We start from the raw sequence: 22,793 nt of genomic DNA, 5'->3' as shown, positions 1-22,793 counted from the left end.
AGCGTTCGTCCTGAGCCAGGATCAAACTCTCCATTATAGAAGCTTGATTGCTCATGCTGGCGCTCGCCGTCCCGAAGGACGCGCGAATCGCTTGATCTAGCCAGGCTTGATCAGTAGTTGTTTGCTCCGATTGCCCAAGGGCAACCGTCGCAGAAATTTGTTTCGGCGTTCGGAACGCCTCAACAATCTTTGTTGACGTTTTGCTGTTCAGTTTTCAAGGTTCATATTGTTCGTCGTCTTTAGCGACAACTTTTTAAGTATACCTCTCAAGATTTTCATTGTCAATAATAAATTTAGAATTTATTTTCAACAACCGAGCCTCTTAATCAGCGACCTTATTATTTATACCTTAATTCCAACTTGTCGTCAATACTATTTCAAAATATTTTTTCGAGTTGTTTTAAGGACATTTATAACTATAAACCGCTAAATCGGATAAATCAACCCCTTTTTTTAAAAATGTATGATTTTATTTTCCCGTAGTCTGTTATAAACAATACAATTCCCATTATGACGATGGTTCCACCGATAATCTGGCTGATGCTCAATAGCTCTCCAAGTATGAAAAACGCTAAGACAGCAGCTCCTACCGGTTCAAAAAGGATCGCTATGGAAATGACGTTTGTGCTTACCCACTTAAGGGACCAATTGAATAGTGTATGGCCCAGCAAGTTAGGGACAATCGCTAATAGCAAGAACCAAAACCATTCGGAAGCTGGATAAGGACCAAAAGATTCACCTTTTGCAATGATATAGAAAAATAACGTTATTGTACTTACGCTATAAACTACAAATGTATAAGTAATCAACGATAATCTTTTGCGTACATTTTGGCCGAATAACAAATATACAGTTATCAAGGCACAAGCTATTAATGCAAGCATGTCTCCGAACAAAGCAGTCCCGCTTATCTTAAAATCCCCATAGCCGATCAAAACGCTGCCGAAAATCGTAATTCCGCCTGATATTAGAGCCTTTATAGAAATTTTCTCTTTAAAAAAGAAGTATGTACCTGCAAATGCAAACAACGGCTGTAATGTAACCAAAACTGTCGAGCTTGCAACTGAAGTATAATTTAACGATTCAAACCATAAAATAAAATGAAAAGCCAAGAAAATTCCCGCTATTGCTGTAAAGTACCAATCTCTCTTGCTTAACTTTTTGATTTCGTGGGTATATCTCCATAAGAAGAGTGGACTCATGATGACAATTGAGAATAACATTCGATAGAATGCGATGACTCCTGCATCGGCTGATGTCATTTTCACGAATATAGCAGATAAGGCTACTGAAAATACGCCAATGATGATTGGGATATAAGGATGAATTGCCGGTTTTTCCATACGTGCACCTCTTGCCTTTCTCTCTGATTTCTTTCTTTTATGTACTCTCAATAGTTTGACAGTTCCTTTTTTCTTTATCAACCTTTATCGTGATTGGAGGTTTACACATGGACTTTTTCACCGCATTTCAGGTTTCTTCGTTAGAAACTTTTACGAAATTGGTGATAGCAGCGGTTCTAAGTTTAGTGATTGGCCTCGAAAGGGAATTGAAACGAAAACCGGTGGGTTTGAAGACGAGCATTGTAATCTCGACATTCAGTTGTCTTCTTACAATTATTTCGATTGAATCTGCCTACATCGCCAGAGGCAGTTCATATGAAAACGTCAATATAACCATGGACCCTCTCCGTCTGGCCGCGCAAATCGTTTCAGGAATCGGTTTTCTAGGAGCCGGGGTGATTTTGAAAAGAGGAAACGATTCCATCTCTGGTCTGACGACCGCTGCAATGATCTGGGGCGCTGGAGGCATCGGCATTGCCGTTGCTGCCGGCTTTTATATAGAAGCTGCCATATCTGTCTTGATAATCTTGATCGGCATCGAAGTTCTTACTCCCCTTCTCTTCAAGTTCGGCCCCAAAAGGCTACGCATGAATGAAGTCAACATGAAGATTACAATTTCCAACCGCTCATCTATCGAAACGCTGATGAAAGAGTTAAAATTGGGGGGAGTGATTGTTGAGGCTTTATCAATCTCTCATGCCAATCAAGAAAAAGACAGCGATCGGCACGAAGTTTCAATTCGCGCATTTTACTTCCCAGATAAAGAAACTATCGACATGTATCAGGAAATTTCCGAGATTGAAAGTGTCGAGCGAGTTGAAATTGAATTAGTTCATTAATGGAGGAGGAAAACACATGGCAGAATTTTTCACATTACTTAAAGGCGGCAACAAACCATCTCTTTATGCAGCTTTGACAAACACATTCATCGCAATAATGAAAGGCATTGCATTTACCTTTACCGGAAATGTCGCGATGTTTGCTGAAACGATGCACTCTATCGGTGATGCAGCCAATCAATTTTTTGTCTTTATAGGTTCCGCCTTATCAAAGAAAGCACCAACGTCCAGGTTTCCAAATGGTTTTGGCCGGTTATTGAATATTGTTCTTCTTGGAGCCGTGCTGATCGTTGGGATCATGGCTTACGAGACAATAATTGAAGGATGGCATCAGATGACGCATCCTGCAGAAGCGGAAGGTTTCATTATAAGCGTAATTGTATTGGTAATTGCCATTATTCTAGAAACATTCGTATTATACAAAGCCGGCAAGGAAGTGCTTCACGAAGCCGGCGTGAAAGGTGGAGCGCTTGCCCCGCTGACTACAAGCTTTGCGCACATGAACCGGGCAAAACCGGCAACTAAACTTGTTTTCATGGAAGACTTAGTAGCGACTTCAGGTGGCGTGCTTGCACTTATCGCCGTATTGATCGCCCATTATACCGGCTTCCTGGCAATTGAAGGAGCTGCATCTATCGCTATCGGCCTTATGATGTTCTATGTAGTAACTCGGGTGTTCCTCGAAAATGCACGCGGCGCTATCGGTGAAACAGATGAACAAATGACCAACCATATCGCCCACTTGCTTACCGATCATCCCGAAGTAAGGGACATTCGGAAGCTTGAAGTGATCAAAGAAGGAGAATTCCTTCACGTGGAAACTAAAGTTGAAATTGAACCGTCTTTGAATGTCGCTGAAGCTGACAGACTCCAAGATCTTTTGGCGGAGCTTATCTTAAGCCAGCCTAGCGTCAATGATGTACTTGTTTCTTTTGATGCAGATGACGGCCAGACGCACTGGAAACATTTGAGCACACGTCCTGAAAACCTACCACCATTAAAGACAAATTAAAAAAACGGATTGAGCAAAAACTGCTCAATCCGTTTTCTTTTTATAACGAAGCTTCTAAAATCGCTTTTACATCTTCGTCCTTTAATTTGTTGAAGTTGCCGAATTCACCATAGACCATTGCCTTTTCAACCATCAAATCGATTTTTTCGCTATCGATATTGTAATAGTCCAAGCGTGTCGGCGCTCCTAAAGAGGTCCAGAACGCAGACAAGCGGTCAATGCCTTCGTACGCCACTTCCTCTTCAGTCTTGCCTTCTGGATCAACATCAAAGACCCGGACTGCCATCTGGGCGAAACGCGCCGGCTTGACGTTTACATTGTGGCGCATCCATTGCGGGAATAAAATTGCCAATCCGCCAGCATGAGGGATATCGTAAACCGCTGAGACGGCATGTTCAATGTTATGAGTCGCCCAATCCCCTCTGTAACCCATCTGAAGGAAATTGTTCAATCCCATCGTCCCCGCAAAAAGAATCGTTTCGCGGTGTTCATAGCTTTGCAGGTTTTCAACTAATTTTGGCGCAGTTTCAATAACCGCTTTTAATACACCTTCACACATGCGGTCCTGCACAGGCGTGTTTGTCGCGTTATGGAAATACTGTTCAAATATATGTGACATCATATCCACAATGCCATACACTGTATGATCTTGCGGAACAGTCAATGTGTAAGTGGGGTCCAAAATAGAGAATTTCGGGAATGAGAGCGGGCTTCCCCAGCCATATTTTTCTTGCGTTTCTTCATTAGTGATAACAGAGCCAGAATTCATTTCTGATCCGGTTGCCGCCAATGTCAATACAGTGCCAAACGGCAAGGCAGCTTCCGGCTGCGCTTTACGGGAAACAAAATCCCATGCGTCCCCATCATATTTAGCACCACAGGCAATCAATTTCGCGCAATCAATTACGGATCCGCCGCCTACTGCCAACAGCATATCAATGCCTTCTTTTTTGCAGATTTCAATGCCTCTTCTAGCAGTGGAAATACGCGGATTAGGTTCAACACCCGCCAGTTCGAAAATTTCGAGATCCGCTTCTTTGAGCGTCTCCATCACTTCGTCATACAAGCCGTTCTTTTTGATGCTTCCTCCTCCGTATACGACAAGGACTTTGTTTCCGTATTGCGGAAGTTCTTCTTTCACTGCTTGCAACTGCCCTTCGCCAAAAATCAGCTTTACTGGATTGTAAAAAGAAAATGCATTCATATTTTCATCCTCCTATTCGTTATATATTATGAAGTTTTACGGGTTGAAATGCAAAAATTAAAGCAAAAAACCGCCCGGATTGAATCCAGACGGTTTTTCTAAAAGGAATATTATACCCAGCCACGGAAGCGTGAAGCTTCAGCAGTGCGGCGGGCGCCAACCATATAGGCGGCTAAACGCATGTCAATATTGCGTGTAGTTGCAACATTATAAACGTTCTCGAACGCATCCACTAATTTCTTCGTAAGCTTTTCATCGACTTCTTCCGGCGTCCAGTAGTAGCCTTGGTTATTTTGGACCCATTCAAAGTACGAGACGGTAACTCCACCAGCGCTCGCCAATACATCCGGCACTAATAGAACTCCTCTTTCAGTCAAAATTTTTGTTGCTTCAGCAGTTGTTGGCCCGTTTGCAGCTTCTACAACGATAGAAGCTTTGATATCCGCTGCATTTTCTGCTGTGATCTGGTTAGAGATAGCTGCCGGAACCAGAATGTCGCAATCCAATTCAAACAGCTCTTTGTTTGTGATTTTGTTGTCAAACAAAGTGGTTACTGTTCCAAAACTGTCGCGCCGATCAAGCAAGTATTCAATGTCCAAACCATTTGGATCATGAAGCGCCCCGTACGCATCCGAAATACCAACAATTTTCGCTCCCGCATCGTAAAGGATTTTTGCCAAGAAGCTGCCGGCGTTGCCGAACCCTTGAATGACTACACGCGCGTCCTTGATATCAAGGCCCCGTTTTTTCGCAGCTTCGTAAATGCAAATGGTAACCCCTTGAGCAGTCGCTTTGTCCCGCCCTTGAGATCCACCAAGGACAATCGGTTTACCTGTAATGAAACCTGGCGAATTGAATTCATCGATTTTGCTGTATTCATCGAACATCCAAGCCATAATTTGAGAGTTGGTAAAAACGTCCGGAGCAGGGATATCTTTGTTAGGTCCAACGATTTGGCTAATGGCCCTTACATATCCACGGCTCAATTGCTCAATTTCACGCATGGACATTTCACGTGGATCACAAATGATGCCACCTTTTGCCCCGCCATACGGAAGTTCAACAATACCGCACTTTAAAGTCATCCACATGGATAAAGCCATAACTTCCTCCCGGTTAACCTCCGGATGAAAGCGGATGCCTCCTTTTGTCGGTCCAACTGCATCATTATGCTGGGCTCGGAAACCAGTGAACACTTTAGTTTTGCCATCATCCATCTTCACAGGGATGCGGACTTCCAAAATGCGCATTGGTTCTTTTAAAAGTTCGTACACCGATTCTTCGTATCCGAGTTTGTCCAATGCAGTTTTAATAACATTCTGCGTTGACGTCAACAAGTTCAAGTTTTCAGCCATTATATTATTTCGCCTCTTTGTAATATAGTAATTGCCGCGCACTTAGTGTAACATAATTCCCCGCTCATTTGTGATGCTGTTTTAATTTGAAAAGACTTTCTGAATGCGTTCGATTGCCCAATCCAGCTCTTCTTTTTTGATGATCAAAGGAGGGGCGAAACGGATTACCGTATCGTGGGTTTCTTTGCATAGAAGGCCCAGTTCTTTCAGCTGTTCGCAGTAAGGGCGTGCAGCTTCAGTCAATTCCATGCCAATGAACAAACCGCGTCCGCGAACTTCTTTAATAGAAGAATGTTCGATTTTACGCAGCTGCTCCATGAAGTAAGCACCTAATTCTTGTGAACGGTCAGCAAGTTTTTCATCTTGCAGCACTTCCATAGAAGCGATTGATACTGCACATGCAAGTGGGTTTCCTCCGAATGTTGAACCGTGGGAACCAGGGTTAAAGACTCCAAGAACTTCATGGTCAGCCACTACGCAAGAAATCGGGAATACCCCGCCTCCTAGTGCTTTTCCTAAAATATACATGTCAGGGTTAACATCTTCCCATTCGCAAGCGAACATTTTCCCAGTGCGCGCCAAGCCTGCTTGAATCTCATCTGCAATAAATAGCACATTGTTTTCACGGCAAAGCTCTCTAGCAGCTTTAAGAAATCCTTCTGGAGGAATAATAATCCCTGCCTCCCCTTGGATCGGCTCAATCAAAAATGCAGCTGTATTTGGCGTGATTGCATTTCTTAATGCTTCAAGATCGCCAAACGGAATGATATTGATGCCGGGAAGCATCGGGCCAAAGCCTTTGCGATAGTCTGGGTCAGAAGATAAGGAAACCGCTGTCATTGTACGGCCATGGAAGTTGCCTTCACAAGCGATGATTTCAGCTTTGTTTTCTTCGACGCCTTTAACGTCATATGCCCAGCGGCGAGCAGCTTTGAATGCTGTTTCTACAGCTTCGGCTCCAGTGTTCATCGGCAAAGCCATTTCTTTTCCGGAAATTTCGCAAATCATTTCATACCAAGGAGCTAACCTATCGTTATGAAACGCGCGTGAAGTTAACGTTACGCGATCAGCTTGATCTTTAAGAGCCTGTATAATTTTAGGATGGCGATGCCCTTGGTTAACAGCTGAATATGCAGAAAGCATGTCCATGAATTTGTTGCCTTCAGGGTCTTTTACCCATACACCTTCCGCTTCTGAAATAACGATTGGAAGTGGGTGGTAGTTAGGTGCTCCGTATTTTTCAGTTTGCTCGATAATCTGTTGCGTAATTGTCATTAAACTTCCTCCTTTTTTTAAAAAAAAGGCAGACTTGAGGTCTGCCTTTTAATTTAATAGAATTATAACATTTCTGAAGTGGTTTTTGCTTGCATATGAAGAGCCAGGTAGTCAGGTCCGCCAGCTTTTGAATCTGTTCCGGACATATTGAATCCGCCGAACGGCTGATATCCTACGATTGCGCCTGTGCAGCCGCGGTTGAAATAAAGGTTGCCGACATGGAATTCTTCACGAGCTTGCTCGATGTGGTCGCGGTTGTTGGAAATGACCGCTCCAGTCAAACCGTATTCAGTGTTGTTCGCAATTTCAATCGCTTCATCAAAATCTTTCGCTTTTGAAATTCCGATAACCGGCCCGAAAATTTCTTCTTGCATGATGCGTGATTTTGGATCAAGGTCAGCAATGATCGTAGGGTTCACGAAGTAACCTGTTGAATCATCGCCAGTTCCACCAGCAACTAGGCGGCCTTCACCTTTGCCAATTTCAACGTATTCCATGATTTTTTTATAAGCAGCAGCATCGATAACTGGACCCATGAAGTTGGATTGGTCTTCAGGGTTGCCGATTGTCAATTCTTTTGTCAATTCGATAACGCGCTCAAGAACTGTATCGTATACGTCTTCAACGATAACTGCGCGTGAAGCTGCAGAACATTTTTGTCCACTGAATCCGAATGCAGATTTCACGATGGATTGAGCTGCAAGTTCAAGGTCAGCTTCTTTATCGATGACCATTGTATCTTTTCCGCCCATTTCAGCGATCAAACGTTTCATCCAAACTTGTCCTTCGTTCACTTTTGCAGAACGGTCTGCAATGCGAAGGCCTACTGCGCGTGAGCCAGTGAATGAGATAAAGCGAGTTTTAGGGTGGTCAACAAGATAGTCTCCCACTTCAGCGCCAGGTCCAGGGATGAAGTTGACAACGCCTGCAGGCATACCTGCTTGTTCTAACACTTCGATAAATTTATAAGCAACAATTGGAGTTGTTGAAGCTGGCTTCAATAATACCGTATTGCCTGTAACCATAGCCGCAACCGTTGTACCTGCCATGATTGCGAAAGCGAAGTTCCAAGGAGAAATAACAACGCCTACACCTAAAGGAATATAATCATAGCGATTGTATTCACCTGGACGGCTTTCAACCGGCATTCCATCTTTTAAGCGCAGCATTTGGCGGCCGTAGTATTCAAGGAAATCGATCGCTTCTGCAGTGTCTGCATCCGCTTCGTTCCACGGCTTGCCAGCTTCTTTTGTTAAAAGAGCTGAAAATTCATGTTTGCGGCGGCGAATGATCGCGGCTGCTTTGAAAAGAACGTCTGCACGCACTTCAGGTTTCACTTTTTTCCAAGTCTTGAAAGCTTCAAGAGCGCTTTGCATCGCTTTTTCAGCTAATTCTCTGTTTGATTTTGAGACACGGCCAACTACTTCATCTTTCTTAGCTGGGTTGAATGAAACAATTTTATCTTCAGTCGTGATGCGTTCTCCACCGATGATCAATGGATAGTCTTGCCCTAGATAAGCTTCTACTGTTTTAAGCCCTTCTAGAAATGCATTACGATTTGCTTCGATTGAAAAATCTGTAAATGGTTCATGTTTGTAGGGAATCATGTGAATCCTCCTTGGATTAAAAAAGTAAGTGCAAAAAAAATTTGCACTAATAAACTATTTCCATCTATAATAATGCAAAAGATCGTTGCGTTTTTCAAGTCTTTTTGTTTAAAAGATGAAAAATAATTTAGAGGTGACTGATTTGGCGAACGAAAAAGTGAATTTAACTCCTTTTTACCAATTTGCTGGAGAACATGTAGCTGTGGGCATCCATGCGGTTGACGCAAAAGGAAAAACGATTATTTACAATAGCAAAATGAAGGAAATCGAAGGATTCGATTTCGAAGAGCTTGTCGACCGGTCATTGCTTGAAATGTTCCGTTTCGAACAGCAAGAAAGCACTTTGCTGAAGGTGCTTCAGAGCGGAACCCCTGTTTTAAATTCAAAACAAACGTATTGGAACCGCAAAGGCCAGGAAATTACGACGATCAACGACACCTACCCTATTTTTTCAGACGAGAAATTGATCGGGGCTATTGAATTGTCCCGAGATGTCACGACTCTTGAAAAAGTTGTCTACCAGCCATTGAAAAAATACGAAGAACCGATCACCTTCTCCAGCATTACGGCAATTTCATCCAGCATGAAAAAAGTGATTGAAACGGCCGAGAAGGCTGCAAAAGCGAAGCTGCCTGTTTTGCTGATCGGGGAATCGGGAACCGGCAAAGAGCTGATTGCTGAAGCCATCCATTGGGCGGCTTCAGCTGGCGGGCCATTTTATACTCTTTTTTGCCATGGTACCGATCAGCATCTGCTCACTCAATTAGCGCTTGATGTGCCCAATATGGTCGGGGGCACCATCTATTGTGAACGAATCGACTTACTGCCCCTCCATCTGCAAGCACAGCTGCTCCAGATGGCAGAACAACAGTCTGGCGATTCAATTTGTTTTATCGCGAGCGTCGGAGAAGATCCTGTCGAATTGATCGGAACCGGGAAATTATTGAAAGAGCTGTATTATTTCTTTTCAGCAATGACGATTCCGCTAGAACCGCTCCGCAAACGCAAAGAAGATATTTTCCCGTTCATAGCCGATTATTTTTCCCGCCACCGCATGAAGTTCGGCTCGATTGTAACGAAGTTGGACGACGAAGTCTCCCGGTTGTTCCAAGAGTATGATTGGCCGGGAAACCTAAAAGAACTTGAGCTTTTGCTCGACGAAATCACTTCAATGCTGACGACCCAAGAAACGGTAACCTTGGATTTATTGCCGCAATATTTCAAAGCAAAATCAAAGCATTCCGGAAAAGTGTCTCCTGAAGATTTTCTTGTGAACAGCGCCAAAGAATTGCTCCCACTAGAAGATTATCTGTTTGAAGCTGAAATGTATTATCTCCAAAAAGCTCTGGATATGTATCATGGCAATGTTACGAAAGCCGCTAATGCGCTTGGCATGAGCCGCCAAAATCTTCAATATCGTTTAAGAAAAATCAAAAAAAAATGAAGGGCAGATATTCTGCCCTTCATTTTTTCTTATTGGCCTGATTTGTTGATCCATTCTTGCATTTTGTCTTTCAGTGAGTTGAATCCTTCAGAATCATTTTCGTTCACATGTGACTGAAGAGATTGCTTTGGTTTCTCGCTTTTTTGCGGAGCCGGCGGCTGCTCTTGAAGAGCACGGATGGAAAGGCTGATTTTTTTTGATTTTTCGTCAACTTCCAGCACTTTCACGTTTACTTCCTGGCCAACAGCCAAATATTCGCTGACTTCTTTCACATAACCATGTGTGATTTCTGAAATGTGGACCAAGCCTTGCGTCTGCTCATCAAGTGCTACAAACGCACCGTATGGCTGAATTCCTGTTACTTTACCGATTACCGTATCTCCTGCTTGATATGCTTTTGTCATGTTCTACCCGCTCCTAGTCTTCTCTAATATCCTGTACACCTATTGGCATCTGTAGATTATAGCACAGTTTTCGGGTCAGAGTAAAATCAGTATATATTGATATCTCCCATTCGCCAGCCTTTTTCGGTTTCCACCATGGAAAATTCGAATAATACAAAGGAATCTTCAGAGCTCGAGCCGTTATCCACCTGCACCCATCCTCTTTTTTGTCCATCGTCGTAATCGTACGTATCCAGCGTGAACGACAATCCCTTAAGCGCTGAAAAGGCGGGAATGCTGCGGGCGGCCACTTGATGCCGAAATGATTCCATCGATTCCGTTTTTGCCGGATCTTCCAGTAATGCATACATTGTTTCAAAGTCGCCTCGTTCCGCTGCTGCTAAAAAAAGGCCGGCAATTTCCCCGGGAGTCGCCGATTCCACGATAACTTCCTTGTGCTCTGCCGAAAACTCCTTGTAAAGAGAGGCTACAGCTTCTTCATACGCCGTCGTTTCACCCTCCATTGAATAAACTTCAAACATTTGGTTTTTTACCAGCCAAATATTATCTCTTTTTGTGGCCAATTTCGGTGATGGCGGAATCAAAGCATTTTGGTCCCTATACTGAATTTGAAATTCCGTATACAGCTGATCTTTAACCCGATAAAGCGACTCCTCATAAACTTCCACCCATAGCGCCTCTTCCGTGATATCCGGCTGCTGTTTCCAGCCTTTCACATAATCTTCCAAAGAAGGTTTAAATTCATCTTCAGCCAACAGATGCCACATCGTTTCCGGATCTTTTCTTTTGTTCGCATAATGATATAAGAAATAGACATCAAGCGGGGGCACTCCTTTTAGCGCATCTATACTATAAGATGCAACAAAGTCGTTATAAAGCTCTTCTGTCTCGTCGTAAGAGAATTCTTTCATATCCACAAATGCGCCCTCAATCGAAACGTTGCCATTAGGAAGCTTTCCGGAAAGCTCTCCGTTTTTCTCCATTTCCAAAGCTTGAATGATATCCGAATACGCCAGTGCTTCATAATGTTCCGACTTTTTCCAGCCGCTTGCCTCCATCTCCTCGATTATGGGCAGCATCAAGTAAATCAGCGGATTTGCAGTATCCGTCAATAGATTGGTCCATGCTGCTTGGTATTCTTTGTGCACCACGCCATCTGCATCAAATACCGGACTGGTTTCACTGCCTTTCAACAGAAGCCAAAAAGCATGCTGGAAAATAAATTCAAACTCCCCATACACTTCATCAGGGTTATGTGCGGTATCTATTAAAAACCGTTCGATCTGGGCCAGCTGAAACGATACCACATCCAAAGGCAGCAACAAATCAACGCCATCAAAGTATGGTTCGTTTTCCAAGAGAGCTAAATACTGGTAACTGAACATGTCGTGCATAAGCACTTCGTTCCCGTATAGAAACTCCATATTTCTTCTAGCCATAAATTTTGCCTCTTTTGGATGCGGTGCAATGATTAGCATGGACTCATCCAAAGAATCCATCAATATACCGATTTCTTCCGGGTACTGTTCTTTATGCGCACGTACACTTTCAGCTGAAAAGTCTCCATGCCGGAACGCTCCAGACAAGGCATCTTCATGCTTTAGCAGTACGGCATCCGCATGGGTCATCAATTCTTTTGTTTTCAATGCGAAAGACTGTAGAAAATCCATGGATTCACTTGCTTTCATGCCGCCGCTTGCAAGAGAATCATACATGCCTTTTGGTGTTTGAATTTCAAGCATCACTTTTTCGACCCGCTTGCGCAAAAGCTGTGGATCGTTTTCGTATTTTTGGAGTGTCCTTTTTTTCAGGAGACGTTCCATTTTCTGGTCTGCCCTTTGGACGAATTCAAGTTCTTCATACAATTCAGGTTCTAGTCCAAGCAGTTCCGGCGACGATTCTTTGATTTTTTTGTATTCCGCTTTCCATGCTTTTACAGTCCGTTCGTCAATGGCTCCCCCTTCAGCTACGGCTGCAGCAGTCTCATTTTCGTTTTCAGTTGCCGAAAAAGACGCACCCACTACACCGATCAGAAATACGGCGGAAAGGACAATAATTGCAACAGCGCCTTTTTTGACCGGTATTTTCGGCGCAGCAGGTTCCAGCAGATCCATTTCTTCGACTGGTTCTTCCTCTGCAAACAATTCCTCCTCATAAAAAGAAGGCACGAACCGCTGATAGGATTTCCCCAAAAATTCCAGCCGTTTTTCCAAAAGGGTTCTGCCTGTCAACTGAAGGTCTTCTTGCAATCTCTCCAATGCTTCCTCGACAGCAGCCAAGCAAGCACTTTCTGTCAGCCCGAGTAAAGCAGCCAATTCCTTCGCCGGCTTTTCATGAAAATAAAACAGGATGAACGGAATACGCAAGCTTTCACTCAAGCGCTGTATACTCGCATGGCTTTCTTTGTCTTCATCAAATCGCAGGGCTTGATCCTTCTCATTGGCCAGTCCTTTGCCCGTAAAATCATGCACTCGTACCAAAGCGATTTGGTAAAGCGCCGCTTCCGCTTCTTGTTCGGTTGAAAAAGCTGCTGGCAGCCCTCTGTAGAACTGCCGAAACACGCTTATTTGGAACTTCTGCAGGTGCATGGCAGCTATTCCATTCTGAAAACCGAAACGGGCGATTGGCATATGTCGCAGCAAGCTCCATTCAGCGTAAGCTGTCTTTTCGCCTTTCATGGCAGATGCAAACAATTCTTCAAATTTCATCGCCGTTTCGTCTCCTTTTCTTGAACTTTGCCAAAGGATGGGGGATTTTCACAAAAAGCTCGTAGATCTCTTTCGGTTAAAATCGCCCTTTTGCTATGGCATTCAGCAAAGGCATCAAGTAGTAACATCCTTGCGTGCCCGGATGGAATATTCGGATTTTTCTTTCTTTTTCCATTATACATGATAAAGATTAAATCGTTCAGAAATACTCTACTTTTTTGTTTGTCCGTCATGTAGAATAGAAAAATCCAAATGATTTAGGAGTGAACAGAATGAAAAAACGCGAACAATGGACTTCTAAAATTGGATTTATCCTCGCAGCGGCTGGAAGCGCGATTGGATTAGGGGCAATTTGGAAGTTTCCTTATGAAACTGGAACAAATGGCGGGAGTGTCTTTATCCTCCTTTTCATCATCAGCACAATTGCAATCGGCTTGCCAATTCTTTTGGCTGAATTTATCATCGGCCGCAGAGGCCAAGCGGATGCGGTAACTGGACTGAAAAAACAAGCACCTGGAAAGCATTGGTATTTGATCGGCTGGTCAGGTTTTGTAGTTTCTTTTATGATTTTGTCTTTTTACTCGGTCGTCGGGGGTTGGATCCTTTCTTACCTGGGCCGCTCCCTTTTGCTTCAACTGTCCGATATGGGCGACAACGCTTTTGCTGAATTGTTCGGCGGAATCATCGGCAACCCGGTTGAGGTGCTGCTCGCTCAAGGGCTGTTTATGTTCTTGACAGTTTGGATTGTTCAAGGCGGCATAAAAGGCGGCATTGAACTTGCAAGCAAAATCATGATGCCTGCCTTGCTCTTGTTCTTCATCTTGCTGATGGTGCGGTCATTGACTCTTGATGGCGCTATGGAAGGCGTGCGCTTTATGTTCGTACCCGACTGGTCTTTCTTTACGTTCGAAACAGCGCTGACTGCGCTCGGCCAGGCCTTTTTCTCACTGAGTGTCGGGGTAGCGGGCATGATTACCTACGCCTCTTACTTGCCGAAGACAGAGAATTTGACCCGTTCCGCTGTCAGTGTTGCAGGCCTGAATATCGCAATTTCCGTCATGGCCGGTTTGATCATTTTCCCGGCGGTGTTTGCGTTAGGCTATACGCCTGACCAAGGCCCAGGGCTTGTCTTTATTATTTTGCCGGCAATTTTCGATCAGCTGTTCATGGGGCAATTCTTGATGATCGCCTTTTTTATCTTGCTTCTTTTCGCTACATTGACTTCTTCTATCGCCATGCTGGAAATCACCGTATCGATCATCGTAAAAGAAAGATACGATCGCCGGCGCCGGGCTTCTTGGATTTTCGGTTTAGCCATCTTTGTTTTCGGAATTCCAAGCGCGCTGTCTTTCGGTGTCTTTTCCGATCCGATCTTTTTCGGCTATACGTTCTTTGACTTTATGGACATCATTACCAGCCGAATCGGCATGCCGCTCGGAGCTTTGCTGACGTCTATCTTTGCCGGATATGTATTGAGCAAGAACGATACAGAAGCGGAACTGAAGGGTCAGTCACTATGGAGCACTACGTGGCGCGTTCTCGTAAGATACATTGCTCCACTGGCGATCTTGATCGTCTTTATCCAGGGAATCATCGGTTTCTTCTAAAGAAAATTTTTGAATCCGCCACAGTTTCGACTACCGAAATAGGTTTTATATGATATGATTTTCTGTAGTTGTATGGAACATAAAGCAAAGGAGTGTCTGCATTTGCAAAAAGATTTACACGCCCAGTTAAAATTCCTGCGGGAAGAACGCCGATTGTCGCTAGACGAACTAGCTTTGAAAGCTAGAGTCGGTGCAGCGCGTTTGCAGTCCTATGAATCAGGAGAAGAAGTTCCTTCTGTCCAGACGATCTTAAAACTCTCAAACGCTTTAGAAGTCCCTGCTTCCAATTTATTGGATGGCTTAGAAACGGTAGAATAAAAAAGCTTGCGGCCATATCGGCCGCAAGCTTTTTTTATTAGATGATGCACTTCGCTTCGAATTTCAGCGCAAGCAATTTGTAGGAAATTTCCACGCAGCGTTCGAACGGAATCCATTTTTCAAAAGAGAATTCATAAATGCTTTGGATTTTCTTCGCCAGATCTGATGGGTCATCAAGAACCTGCAATGCCACGACAACACCCGCAATCTCCGTATCGTATAAATCCATACCGATGGCAAAAGGATCCCATTCCTCTAGTATCCTTACAGCTTTTCGGTTCATATCATTAATGCTCATTAATTTTCACCTGACATTTCTCTATTGTTAAAAGCTATGATAGCACAGAAATAAAAAAAGGAAAGGGCAGATTGCCTCCATAGCGGGAATCCGCAAGCTCTTCCCTTTCTTCGTTTTACGAAATATTATATAATAATTCTTGGGTTCATGTTTCGGAAAGAAGGGATTTTGCATGAAAATGCAGAAAAAGAATTTTATGATTATCATGTTCACGAATTTCCTGGTAGCAGGCAGCACGACTATGATTATGCCATTCCTATCTCTTTATATTGAATCGCTCGGCTCTTATACCGAAGAATATGTTCAGCGCTGGGCTGGACTAGTGTTCGGTGTTACGTTCGTTGCCGCGTTGATCATGTCGCCTGTTTGGGGAAGAATTGCAGACAAATATGGCTATAAACCGATTTTGGTTATCAATGGGTTCGGGATAGCCATCAGTATTTACCTGATGGGAACGGCCGGTTCGGTACATGAACTGTTTTTCATCCGTTTGTTCATGGGGCTCGTTACCGGATTCATCCCGACATCTCTCGCTTTTGTCAGTTCGCAGACATCCAGAGAAATTGCGGGCCGCACACTCGGGACACTGCAGATGGGCAGTGTCTCGGGAACGCTTTTCGGTCCTGTAATCGGCGGTTTGATGGCAGATACATTCGGTTTCAAATACACATTCATCATTACTGCTTTAGTGATCGGCACAGCTGCCCTTCTCGTACTGTTCGGCATCAAGGAAGTGAAACGCCTGAAAAAGAAGGATGCCCATATATATGCGAGGAAAACAATCATTCAAGGCATCTTACACCACCGGTTGCTGCTCAATGTCATGATCATCACATCCCTTATCCAGATCGGCACCTTCAGCATTCAGCCATTGTTGTCGCTGTACGTGTCCCATCTGGTGGAAGGCAGCTCGCAGGTCGCTTTCTTGGCAGGCATCACCTTTAGTGCGACAGGTGTCGGCAACTTGCTTTTTGCCCGGCGCTGGGGCCGCCTCGGGGATTCGATCGGCTATGAGAAGGTATTAGGTTTCTTGCTGGTTCTTGCGTTTGTTTTTATCATTCCGCAAGCTTTTGCCAACGAGCTTTGGCAATTGATCGCACTGCGCGTCTTGTTCGGTATTGCTGTCGGTGGAATGATTCCGACCACCACCGCTTTGATGCGGCGCGAAGCACCTGTTGAAATCCAAGGGGAGGTCATGGGCTACAATACGAGTTTCCGCTTTTTGGGAAATATTATCGGACCAATGTTCGGCGGAATTGTCAGCGGATTTATTGGCATCCCTTCGGTTTTCATCGTAACAGGCCTCCTTTTTTTGATTTCGTTCGCGTTTTTGAAATATACATTGAAAAGACCGGAACAGGATTTTGAAGACGTACTGCTTGAACAGGAATTGAAAAGCATGTGATGGGAAAGGCGATTTCTACTGAAGAATCGCCTTTTTTCGTTTATTAACAGTCGGTCACAAAATTTTCTTAATTGAGTTTCTTCCTATTTCAATAACACGGTCTTTTCTCCCCTTTCGCGTTCACAGCAATGCAAAGCCCTTACATTTACGTTATAATTTTTCTAGCAGCTTAATAATATTCAACAATAAGAAAGGAGGATTCATTTGTCATTCGTATTTTTGATTTTCCTGCCAATCTTGGCAGCGTTATTCGTTCCGCTGTTATTCAAAAAAATGAGACAAATTCATACCGGTTGGTTTGTGCTGATCGTTCCGGTCATTCTATTTATTTATTATGCCACTCTATTGCCGACGACTGCAGAAGGAGGGCAGCTTGTTTCCAGTTTCCAATGGATCCCTTCTCTCGATATTGCCATTGTTGCTTATATCGATGGGCTTAGCCTGCTGTTTTCGTTATTGATCACTGGAATTGGAGCTCTTGTTGTTTTGTATTCGGTTTTCTATCTAGATAAAAACCGGGAGCAATTACATAATTTCTACGTCTATTTGATGATGTTCATGACAGCAATGCTTGGGGTTGTCCAGTCGGACCATTTGATTTCCCTTTATCTTTTCTGGGAATTGACGTCCATTTCCTCCTTCCTGCTCATCGGCTACTGGTATACGCGAGACCGCTCCCGCTTCGGCGCCTTGAAGTCGATGATGATCACCGTCTTCGGCGGCTTGATGATGCTTGGGGGCTTTGTGCTTCTCAGCATCATGGGCAATACCTATTCGATCCGCGAGTTGGCTGCCCAAGCACCAGAACTTGCCTCCCATAGTTTCTTTACATGGGCTTTGGTCTTGGTCTTGCTCGGCGCCTTTACAAAGTCGGCCCAGTTTCCATTCTACATTTGGCTTCCTGATGCCATGGAAGCGCCGACGCCAGTCAGTGCTTACTTGCATTCTGCGACCATGGTCAAGGCCGGCTTGTATTTGGTCGCGCGGTTCACACCCGTTTTTGCAGTATCTGGAACGTGGATGTGGCTTGTCGCAGGCGTCGGCTTGTTCACGATGTTCTGGGGTTCGTTTTTTGCACTAAAGCAAAAGGATTTGAAAGGGATTCTTGCCTTCTCGACTGTTTCTCAGCTCGGGTTGATCATGTCTTTGCTTGGTGCATCTGCAGCAGGCTACCATGTTGAAGGCGCTGCAGACTCTGTATTTAAATATGCGGCATTTGCCGCAATCTTCCACTTGATCAACCATGCAACATTCAAAGGCAGCTTGTTCATGGTTGCCGGCATTGTCGACCATGAGACTGGCACCCGGGATATCCGGAAGCTTGGCGGACTGATGAGTTTGATGCCAATCACTTTCACGATTGCGATGATCGGCTCTTTCTCAATGGCCGGCCTTCCGCCTTTCAACGGATTCCTGAGCAAAGAAATGTTTTTGACGGCAATGCTGTCCTTGACTGAATTCAATTTCTTCTCAATGGATGTCTGGGGATTATTGTTCCCGATCTTAGCTTGGATCGGCAGTGTCTTTACATTTATCTACAGCTTATTCTTTGTTTTCCATACCTTTGCCGGGAAACACAAGCCTGATCTGCTGCCGAAGAAGGCACATGAAGCGCCGATTGGCATGCTTGTATCGCCTGCTTTTCTTGCCCTTCTCGTCCTGGTCATTTTCTTTATCCCGAACCAAGTCGGCGACTGGCTCATTAAACCGGCCGTTGCGGCTATTCAGCCCTTCCTGTATGCCGCACCGGCGGACGTGGATATCCATGTTTCCGCATGGCACGGCGTGAATCCGGAATTTTGGATGACGCTTGGCATCTTCTTGATCGGCGGGCTGCTGTTCTGGACGCTCCGGAAGTGGCAGCGCGCATATGACCGGTTCCCGGATAACCTTACATTGAACCGGCTTTATGATAACTTCATTTATTTGAGCGAAGGCGGAGCAAATCGTTTTTCAGCTCTTTACATGACCGGCTTTATCCGGTCCTACCTTGTTTATATGTTTGGCTTTTTGGTTGTAATTGTCTTGTCGACGTTATTTTTGACGGATGCTTTTGTCATTCGCACAGCCGGCTCCTCGCCAGTCGGCTTTTATGAAATCGTCATATTGCTCGCCTTGATAGCCGGCACTATCACCATTCTCATCGCCAAGTCCAGATTGATTGCGATTATCGCGCTTGGGGCTGTTGGCTATTCGGTCGCTTTGTTCTTCGTGATTTTCCGGGCGCCTGACCTTGCTTTGACCCAATTGGTCATTGAGACGATCTCTGTGGCGCTGTTCCTGCTGGCATTCTATCACTTGCCTAAAAACAGCAAAACCGAAGAGCGGCTCGGCTTCAAATTAGGAAATGCAGTGATCGCGCTAGGAGTAGGCGTAACGATGACACTTGTAGCTTTGTCAGCCCATTCCCAGAAAGTCTTGCCGTCCATATCCGAGTTTTATAAGGAAACTGTGTATTCAGAAGCCGGCGGCGGCAATATCGTCAACGTTATCTTAGTGGATTACCGTGGATTTGATACATTATTTGAAATTGCTGTACTGGGAATCGCAGGTATTGCAATCATTACGATGATCAAATTGCGCTTGAGCAGAAAGGAGGGACAGCATGAGAACAAATGATGTAATGCTCCAAACGGCGACCAAAGTGGTGACTTTCATCATTTTGATGTTTGCCGTCCATATCTTCTTCGCCGGGCATTATACGCCTGGCGGCGGATTTGTCGGCGGCCTATTGACTGCAAGCGCTATCGTTTTGCTGATGCTGGCATTTGACATCGAGACGGTTAAGAAGATTATTCCGTTCAACTATGTCATGATGACAGCCATCGGTTTATTGCTGGCGCTTGCAACAGCCGGGGCTTCCATTTTCTTTAACGTCCCTTTTTTCACCCATGCGTATGATTATTTTTACTTGCCATTGTTCGGCAAAACGTCCCTGCATTCAGCGGCCCTATTTGATCTAGGCGTCTATTTGGTTGTTGTCGGGGTTACGATGACCATTATTCAAACGATTGGAGAGGATGAATAATGGAAATTATTATGTCAGTAGCTATCGGCTTTTTGTTTATGGCCGCTGTTTACTTGATATTATCGAAAAGTTTAATCCGTATTATTATTGGCACCGGATTATTGAGCCATGCCGCCCATTTGCTTATCTTGACGATGGGAGGGCTTGATGGCACCGCTCCGCCGGTTGTAGCGGACGGCGTCCAGGTAGCCGATTATGTTGATCCCCTGCCACAGGCGTTGATTTTAACGGCAATTGTTATCTCATTCGCAGTTACTTCCTTTTTCTTGGTTCTTGCTTACCGGGCGTATCAAGAACTTGGCACCGACGATATGAATTTAATGAGAGGAATTGAAGATCGTGATTAATTTACTTCTATTTCCTGTCATCATTCCGATGCTCTTTGGCACCATCCTTTTGTTTTTCCCTAAAAATATCAGGATGCAGCGGCTAATAGCTGTCTGTGGAGCTGCAATTACGTTCATCGCTGCATTGTTTTTGCTGGCTGAAGTGAAAACAAATGGATTGCAGGCAGTGACGCTTGGCAGCTGGGATGCGCCTTTTGGTATTTCGATGGTATCCGACTTGTTCTCAGTATTGCTTGTACTTACTGCCACGTTGCTGACCGTATTCGTCATCTTTTACAGTTTTCAGACGATCGGTTTTGAGCGGGAACAATCTTATTATTATCCTGCCGTCTTGTTTTTGCTGACAGGAGTAAACGGAGCTTTTACGACAGGAGATATTTTCAACTTATTTGTATTTTTTGAAGTTCTATTGATGTCTTCATATATGCTGATTGTGCATGGAGGCGAAAAGCCACAGCTTAGAGAAACGATCAAGTATTTGCTTGTAAATGTCATCTCTTCGGCTTTGTTTGTTGCCGCGGTTGCGTTCCTTTATTCTGTTGCCGGAACACTGAACATGGCCGATTTGGCCGTGAAGATACCGCAAATCCAGGAAACCGGCATTTTGACCGTGATCGCTGTGCTATTCCTTGTAGTGTTCGGTTTTAAAGCGTCAATATTCCCATTGTACTTTTGGCTTCCAGGATCCTATTACGCGCCGCCCATACCAGTTCTTGCGCTGTTCGGCGCTTTGCTGACAAAAGTCGGGGTTTATGCTATAACGCGTACATACACATTGTTTTTCACCATGAATACTGAGGTCACCCACGAAATGTTGGCGATAATCGCCATCCTCACAATTCTTGCTGGCTGTATTGGCGCACTTGCATATTTCGATATCAAGAAAATCATCATCTACAACATCATTATTGCTGTCGGCGTTATATTATTCGGTGTTTCCCAAATGAACGGAGCTAGCATCGAAGGCGCAGTCTTCTACTTGATCCATGATATGCTGATCAAAGCCGCCTTGTTCTTTTTAGTCGGCATAATAGCGGTTTTATTCGGCACTACCAATCTGCGGGAAATGGGCGGGCTGATCAAAACTTACCCGCTTCTGGGCTGGACCTATCTGGTAGCAGCTTTCGGTTTAGCCGGCATTCCCCCTCTCAGCGGTTTTCCAGGAAAATTGCTGATCGTACAGGGCGGTTTTGAAGGTCCGAATTTTTGGGGCAGCCTGGTTATTTTGGCAACAAGCCTGCTTGTTTTATTAAGTGTCATCCGGATTTTCATTTACGCCTTCTGGGGGACTCCGGTCAAGACGGTTCCAATAAACAAATCGGTTTACAATCAGATGTTCATTCCTTCCCTGTTGCTAGTCATTATTACGGTTTTCGTTGGCGTAGGGGCGGAATTATTTATGCCACTCATCTCAGGTGCTGGCGAAGTGCTATTAAATCCCTCCATCTATATAGATGCAGTATTAAAGGAGTAGATGAAGATGGCGTTGCAAGTATTACTCAATTTCTTTCTCGCTTCGGTGTGGATGTTCATGACTGAATCATTCACGCCGGCCGGGTTTGCAATCGGCTATTTGGTCGGACTATTGCTGATCGTGGTGATGCGCCGCTTTTTCACTTACCGGCTGTACACCTCCCGGATCTGGGCGGTCATTTCCCTGTTTTTCTTATTTTTGAAAGAGTTGATTTTATCAAGTATTTCCGTTTTCAAACTTGTCATCCAGCCCCGGCTGAACATTCGCCCAGCCATTTTCGAACTCGAGACTGAGTTGAAGCATGACTGGGAAATCACGCTGCTTTCAGCGTTGATAACACTGACTCCCGGTACGTTGGTTGTCGCCATATCGGATGACCAGAAAAAGTTATACATTCACGCAATCGACTTTGACGATATTGAAGATGCAGTCCAATCAATCAAAACGACATTCGAGCGCGCCATTATGGAGGTGAGCCGCCCATGATGATGTTCTACTGGGGATCGCTTATTGTCATAAGCTGCGCGTTTGTCGGCCTTTTGTACCGGTTGATCAAAGGCCCTTCCATTGCAGACCGAGTGGTCGCTCTGGATGCATTGGGTGTTGCATTGGTATCGATAGTCGCTTTGTTGTCTTTAATCATGGAGACTGAATTTTTCCTTGAAATCATCTTGCTTCTCAGCATCCTGTCTTTCATCGGGACAGCTGCTTTCGCGAAGTTTATCGAGAGAGGAGTGATTTTCGATCGTGACAACCGTCATTAATGTGTTCATCATCCTTTTAATCGGCACAGGAGTGCTTTTTAGCGCAGTGACCGCTCTTGGGCTTGTGCGGTTGCCGGATGTCTACACCCGCACCCATGCCGCTTCCAAAAGTGCTACACTAGGGGTCTTATGTGTGTTGGCAGGCGTATTTCTGCACTTCTGGTTCAAGGAAGATCATTTCAATCCTCAACTCATTATTGCTATTGCGTTTTTGTTCATCACCTCCCCTGTCTCCGGCCATTTGATTGGCCGCGCTTCCTACGTGGCTGGCATCAAACTGGCTGAGGAAACTGTAAGGGATGACTTGAAAGGTGTACTTGGTCCAGAAGCAAAAACAGATGAAAAGAAATAAAAAACGGCA

21 protein-coding genes are annotated in these 22,793 nt (G+C 44.6%); 13 read left to right on the top strand and 8 right to left on the bottom strand.

Annotated elements, in window-relative coordinates; all coding sequences use genetic code 11:
- Positions 1 to 440 precede the first annotated feature (440 nt).
- Positions 441 to 1,343, bottom strand: a complete 903-nt coding sequence (locus FQV30_RS16910) for a DMT family transporter (RefSeq protein WP_146501302.1) — start codon at positions 1,341 to 1,343, stop codon at positions 441 to 443.
- Between the two features lie 107 nt (positions 1,344 to 1,450).
- Here FQV30_RS16910 and FQV30_RS16905 point away from each other — a divergent pair, with 107 nt between their 5' ends.
- Both FQV30_RS16905 and FQV30_RS16900 read left to right on the top strand, forming a co-directional pair.
- Positions 1,451 to 2,182, top strand: coding sequence for an MgtC/SapB family protein (locus FQV30_RS16905; RefSeq protein WP_146501301.1), 732 nt, complete (start codon positions 1,451 to 1,453; stop codon positions 2,180 to 2,182).
- Between the two features lie 16 nt (positions 2,183 to 2,198).
- Positions 2,199 to 3,194 (top strand): cation diffusion facilitator family transporter, encoded by a 996-nt coding sequence (locus FQV30_RS16900; RefSeq protein WP_146501300.1) that lies wholly within the window; start codon positions 2,199 to 2,201, stop codon positions 3,192 to 3,194.
- Positions 3,195 to 3,234: 40 nt separating this feature from the next.
- Here FQV30_RS16900 and FQV30_RS16895 read toward each other — a convergent pair whose 3' ends face one another.
- The 4 genes from FQV30_RS16895 to pruA form a co-directional block, all read right to left on the bottom strand.
- Positions 3,235 to 4,398: an iron-containing alcohol dehydrogenase gene (locus tag FQV30_RS16895; RefSeq protein ID WP_146501299.1), complete on the bottom strand. Its 1,164-nt coding sequence runs from the start codon at positions 4,396 to 4,398 to the stop codon at positions 3,235 to 3,237.
- Between the two features lie 110 nt (positions 4,399 to 4,508).
- Positions 4,509 to 5,753, bottom strand: coding sequence for a Glu/Leu/Phe/Val family dehydrogenase (locus FQV30_RS16890; RefSeq protein ID WP_146501298.1), 1,245 nt, complete (start codon positions 5,751 to 5,753; stop codon positions 4,509 to 4,511).
- A gap of 81 nt (positions 5,754 to 5,834) precedes the next feature.
- Positions 5,835 to 7,028 (bottom strand): ornithine--oxo-acid transaminase, encoded by a 1,194-nt coding sequence (locus FQV30_RS16885; RefSeq protein WP_146501297.1) that lies wholly within the window; start codon positions 7,026 to 7,028, stop codon positions 5,835 to 5,837.
- Between the two features lie 62 nt (positions 7,029 to 7,090).
- Entirely contained in the window at positions 7,091 to 8,635 is a 1,545-nt protein-coding gene (gene pruA / locus FQV30_RS16880; protein WP_146501296.1) for an L-glutamate gamma-semialdehyde dehydrogenase, read from the bottom strand.
- A 142-nt stretch (positions 8,636 to 8,777) separates the two neighbouring features.
- Between pruA and FQV30_RS16875 the strand changes: the two genes are divergently transcribed.
- Positions 8,778 to 10,079, top strand: coding sequence for a sigma 54-interacting transcriptional regulator (locus FQV30_RS16875; RefSeq protein ID WP_146501311.1), 1,302 nt, complete (start codon positions 8,778 to 8,780; stop codon positions 10,077 to 10,079).
- A 29-nt stretch (positions 10,080 to 10,108) separates the two neighbouring features.
- Here FQV30_RS16875 and yugI read toward each other — a convergent pair whose 3' ends face one another.
- Entirely contained in the window at positions 10,109 to 10,483 is a 375-nt protein-coding gene (yugI, locus tag FQV30_RS16870; protein ID WP_146501295.1) for a S1 domain-containing post-transcriptional regulator GSP13, read from the bottom strand.
- 86 nt (positions 10,484 to 10,569) lie between these two features.
- Positions 10,570 to 13,191, bottom strand: coding sequence for an RNA polymerase sigma factor (locus FQV30_RS16865; RefSeq protein ID WP_146501294.1), 2,622 nt, complete (start codon positions 13,189 to 13,191; stop codon positions 10,570 to 10,572).
- A 272-nt stretch (positions 13,192 to 13,463) separates the two neighbouring features.
- On the opposite strand from FQV30_RS16865, the gene FQV30_RS16860 reads away from it, so the two are divergent.
- Both FQV30_RS16860 and FQV30_RS16855 read left to right on the top strand, forming a co-directional pair.
- Positions 13,464 to 14,798 carry a sodium-dependent transporter gene (locus tag FQV30_RS16860; RefSeq protein WP_146501293.1) on the top strand — a complete coding sequence of 445 codons (1,335 nt, stop codon included), beginning with the start codon at positions 13,464 to 13,466 and terminating at the stop codon, positions 14,796 to 14,798.
- A gap of 102 nt (positions 14,799 to 14,900) precedes the next feature.
- The gene (locus tag FQV30_RS16855; protein WP_186725694.1) at positions 14,901 to 15,116 is read left to right on the top strand and encodes a helix-turn-helix domain-containing protein; all 216 of its coding nucleotides are present in this window, start codon (positions 14,901 to 14,903) and stop codon (positions 15,114 to 15,116) included.
- 37 nt (positions 15,117 to 15,153) lie between these two features.
- Here the strand turns inward: FQV30_RS16855 and FQV30_RS16850 are convergent, their stop codons facing one another.
- The gene (locus FQV30_RS16850) at positions 15,154 to 15,414 is read right to left on the bottom strand and encodes a DUF1871 family protein (protein ID WP_146501291.1); all 261 of its coding nucleotides are present in this window, start codon (positions 15,412 to 15,414) and stop codon (positions 15,154 to 15,156) included.
- Positions 15,415 to 15,586: 172 nt separating this feature from the next.
- Between FQV30_RS16850 and FQV30_RS16845 the strand changes: the two genes are divergently transcribed.
- The 8 genes from FQV30_RS16845 (at position 15,587) to mnhG (ending at position 22,784) form a co-directional block, all read left to right on the top strand.
- Positions 15,587 to 16,819 (top strand): MFS transporter, encoded by a 1,233-nt coding sequence (locus FQV30_RS16845; protein WP_146501290.1) that lies wholly within the window; start codon positions 15,587 to 15,589, stop codon positions 16,817 to 16,819.
- Between the two features lie 204 nt (positions 16,820 to 17,023).
- Complete coding sequence (locus tag FQV30_RS16840) at positions 17,024 to 19,438, top strand: Na+/H+ antiporter subunit A (protein WP_146501289.1); 2,415 nt, start codon at positions 17,024 to 17,026, stop codon at positions 19,436 to 19,438.
- Complete coding sequence (locus FQV30_RS16835; protein WP_146501288.1) at positions 19,425 to 19,847, top strand: Na(+)/H(+) antiporter subunit B; 423 nt, start codon at positions 19,425 to 19,427, stop codon at positions 19,845 to 19,847. The genes FQV30_RS16840 and FQV30_RS16835 overlap by 14 nt, the downstream gene beginning before the upstream one ends.
- The gene (locus tag FQV30_RS16830; protein WP_146501287.1) at positions 19,847 to 20,194 is read left to right on the top strand and encodes a Na(+)/H(+) antiporter subunit C; all 348 of its coding nucleotides are present in this window, start codon (positions 19,847 to 19,849) and stop codon (positions 20,192 to 20,194) included. The genes FQV30_RS16835 and FQV30_RS16830 overlap by 1 nt, the downstream gene beginning before the upstream one ends.
- Entirely contained in the window at positions 20,187 to 21,668 is a 1,482-nt protein-coding gene (locus FQV30_RS16825) for a Na+/H+ antiporter subunit D (RefSeq protein WP_146501286.1), read from the top strand. Before FQV30_RS16830 ends, FQV30_RS16825 begins: the two co-directional genes overlap by 8 nt.
- A gap of 6 nt (positions 21,669 to 21,674) precedes the next feature.
- Complete coding sequence (locus FQV30_RS16820) at positions 21,675 to 22,154, top strand: Na+/H+ antiporter subunit E (RefSeq protein WP_146501285.1); 480 nt, start codon at positions 21,675 to 21,677, stop codon at positions 22,152 to 22,154.
- Complete coding sequence (locus FQV30_RS16815; protein ID WP_146501284.1) at positions 22,151 to 22,432, top strand: Na(+)/H(+) antiporter subunit F1; 282 nt, start codon at positions 22,151 to 22,153, stop codon at positions 22,430 to 22,432. The genes FQV30_RS16820 and FQV30_RS16815 overlap by 4 nt, the downstream gene beginning before the upstream one ends.
- Complete coding sequence (gene mnhG / locus FQV30_RS16810; protein ID WP_255473520.1) at positions 22,416 to 22,784, top strand: monovalent cation/H(+) antiporter subunit G; 369 nt, start codon at positions 22,416 to 22,418, stop codon at positions 22,782 to 22,784. The genes FQV30_RS16815 and mnhG overlap by 17 nt, the downstream gene beginning before the upstream one ends.
- The last annotated feature ends 9 nt before the right edge of the window (positions 22,785 to 22,793 follow it).

It is taken from the genome of Planomicrobium sp. CPCC 101110 (assembly GCF_007859395.1).
Lineage (GTDB): Bacteria > Bacillota > Bacilli > Bacillales_A > Planococcaceae > Planococcus.
The sequence above is the reverse complement of the archived record's forward strand: the minus strand, read 5'-3'. Positions and strand labels throughout refer to the sequence as shown.

What these genes read in the sequence shown, in the direction of transcription:
- FQV30_RS16910 (WP_146501302.1), bottom strand. Translation starts at nt 1,343, where the DNA reads ATGGAAAAACCGGCAATTCATCCTTATATCCCAATCATCATTGGCGTA.
- FQV30_RS16905 (WP_146501301.1), top strand. Translation starts at nt 1,451, where the DNA reads ATGGACTTTTTCACCGCATTTCAGGTTTCTTCGTTAGAAACTTTTACG.
- FQV30_RS16900 (WP_146501300.1), top strand. Translation starts at nt 2,199, where the DNA reads ATGGCAGAATTTTTCACATTACTTAAAGGCGGCAACAAACCATCTCTT.
- FQV30_RS16895 (WP_146501299.1), bottom strand. Translation starts at nt 4,398, where the DNA reads ATGAATGCATTTTCTTTTTACAATCCAGTAAAGCTGATTTTTGGCGAA.
- FQV30_RS16890 (WP_146501298.1), bottom strand. Translation starts at nt 5,753, where the DNA reads ATGGCTGAAAACTTGAACTTGTTGACGTCAACGCAGAATGTTATTAAA.
- FQV30_RS16885 (WP_146501297.1), bottom strand. Translation starts at nt 7,028, where the DNA reads ATGACAATTACGCAACAGATTATCGAGCAAACTGAAAAATACGGAGCA.
- pruA (WP_146501296.1), bottom strand. Translation starts at nt 8,635, where the DNA reads ATGATTCCCTACAAACATGAACCATTTACAGATTTTTCAATCGAAGCA.
- yugI (WP_146501295.1), bottom strand. Translation starts at nt 10,483, where the DNA reads ATGACAAAAGCATATCAAGCAGGAGATACGGTAATCGGTAAAGTAACA.
- FQV30_RS16865 (WP_146501294.1), bottom strand. Translation starts at nt 13,191, where the DNA reads ATGAAATTTGAAGAATTGTTTGCATCTGCCATGAAAGGCGAAAAGACA.
- FQV30_RS16860 (WP_146501293.1), top strand. Translation starts at nt 13,464, where the DNA reads ATGAAAAAACGCGAACAATGGACTTCTAAAATTGGATTTATCCTCGCA.
- FQV30_RS16850 (WP_146501291.1), bottom strand. Translation starts at nt 15,414, where the DNA reads ATGAGCATTAATGATATGAACCGAAAAGCTGTAAGGATACTAGAGGAA.
- FQV30_RS16845 (WP_146501290.1), top strand. Translation starts at nt 15,587, where the DNA reads ATGAAAATGCAGAAAAAGAATTTTATGATTATCATGTTCACGAATTTC.
- FQV30_RS16835 (WP_146501288.1), top strand. Translation starts at nt 19,425, where the DNA reads ATGAGAACAAATGATGTAATGCTCCAAACGGCGACCAAAGTGGTGACT.
- FQV30_RS16830 (WP_146501287.1), top strand. Translation starts at nt 19,847, where the DNA reads ATGGAAATTATTATGTCAGTAGCTATCGGCTTTTTGTTTATGGCCGCT.
- FQV30_RS16820 (WP_146501285.1), top strand. Translation starts at nt 21,675, where the DNA reads ATGGCGTTGCAAGTATTACTCAATTTCTTTCTCGCTTCGGTGTGGATG.
- FQV30_RS16815 (WP_146501284.1), top strand. Translation starts at nt 22,151, where the DNA reads ATGATGATGTTCTACTGGGGATCGCTTATTGTCATAAGCTGCGCGTTT.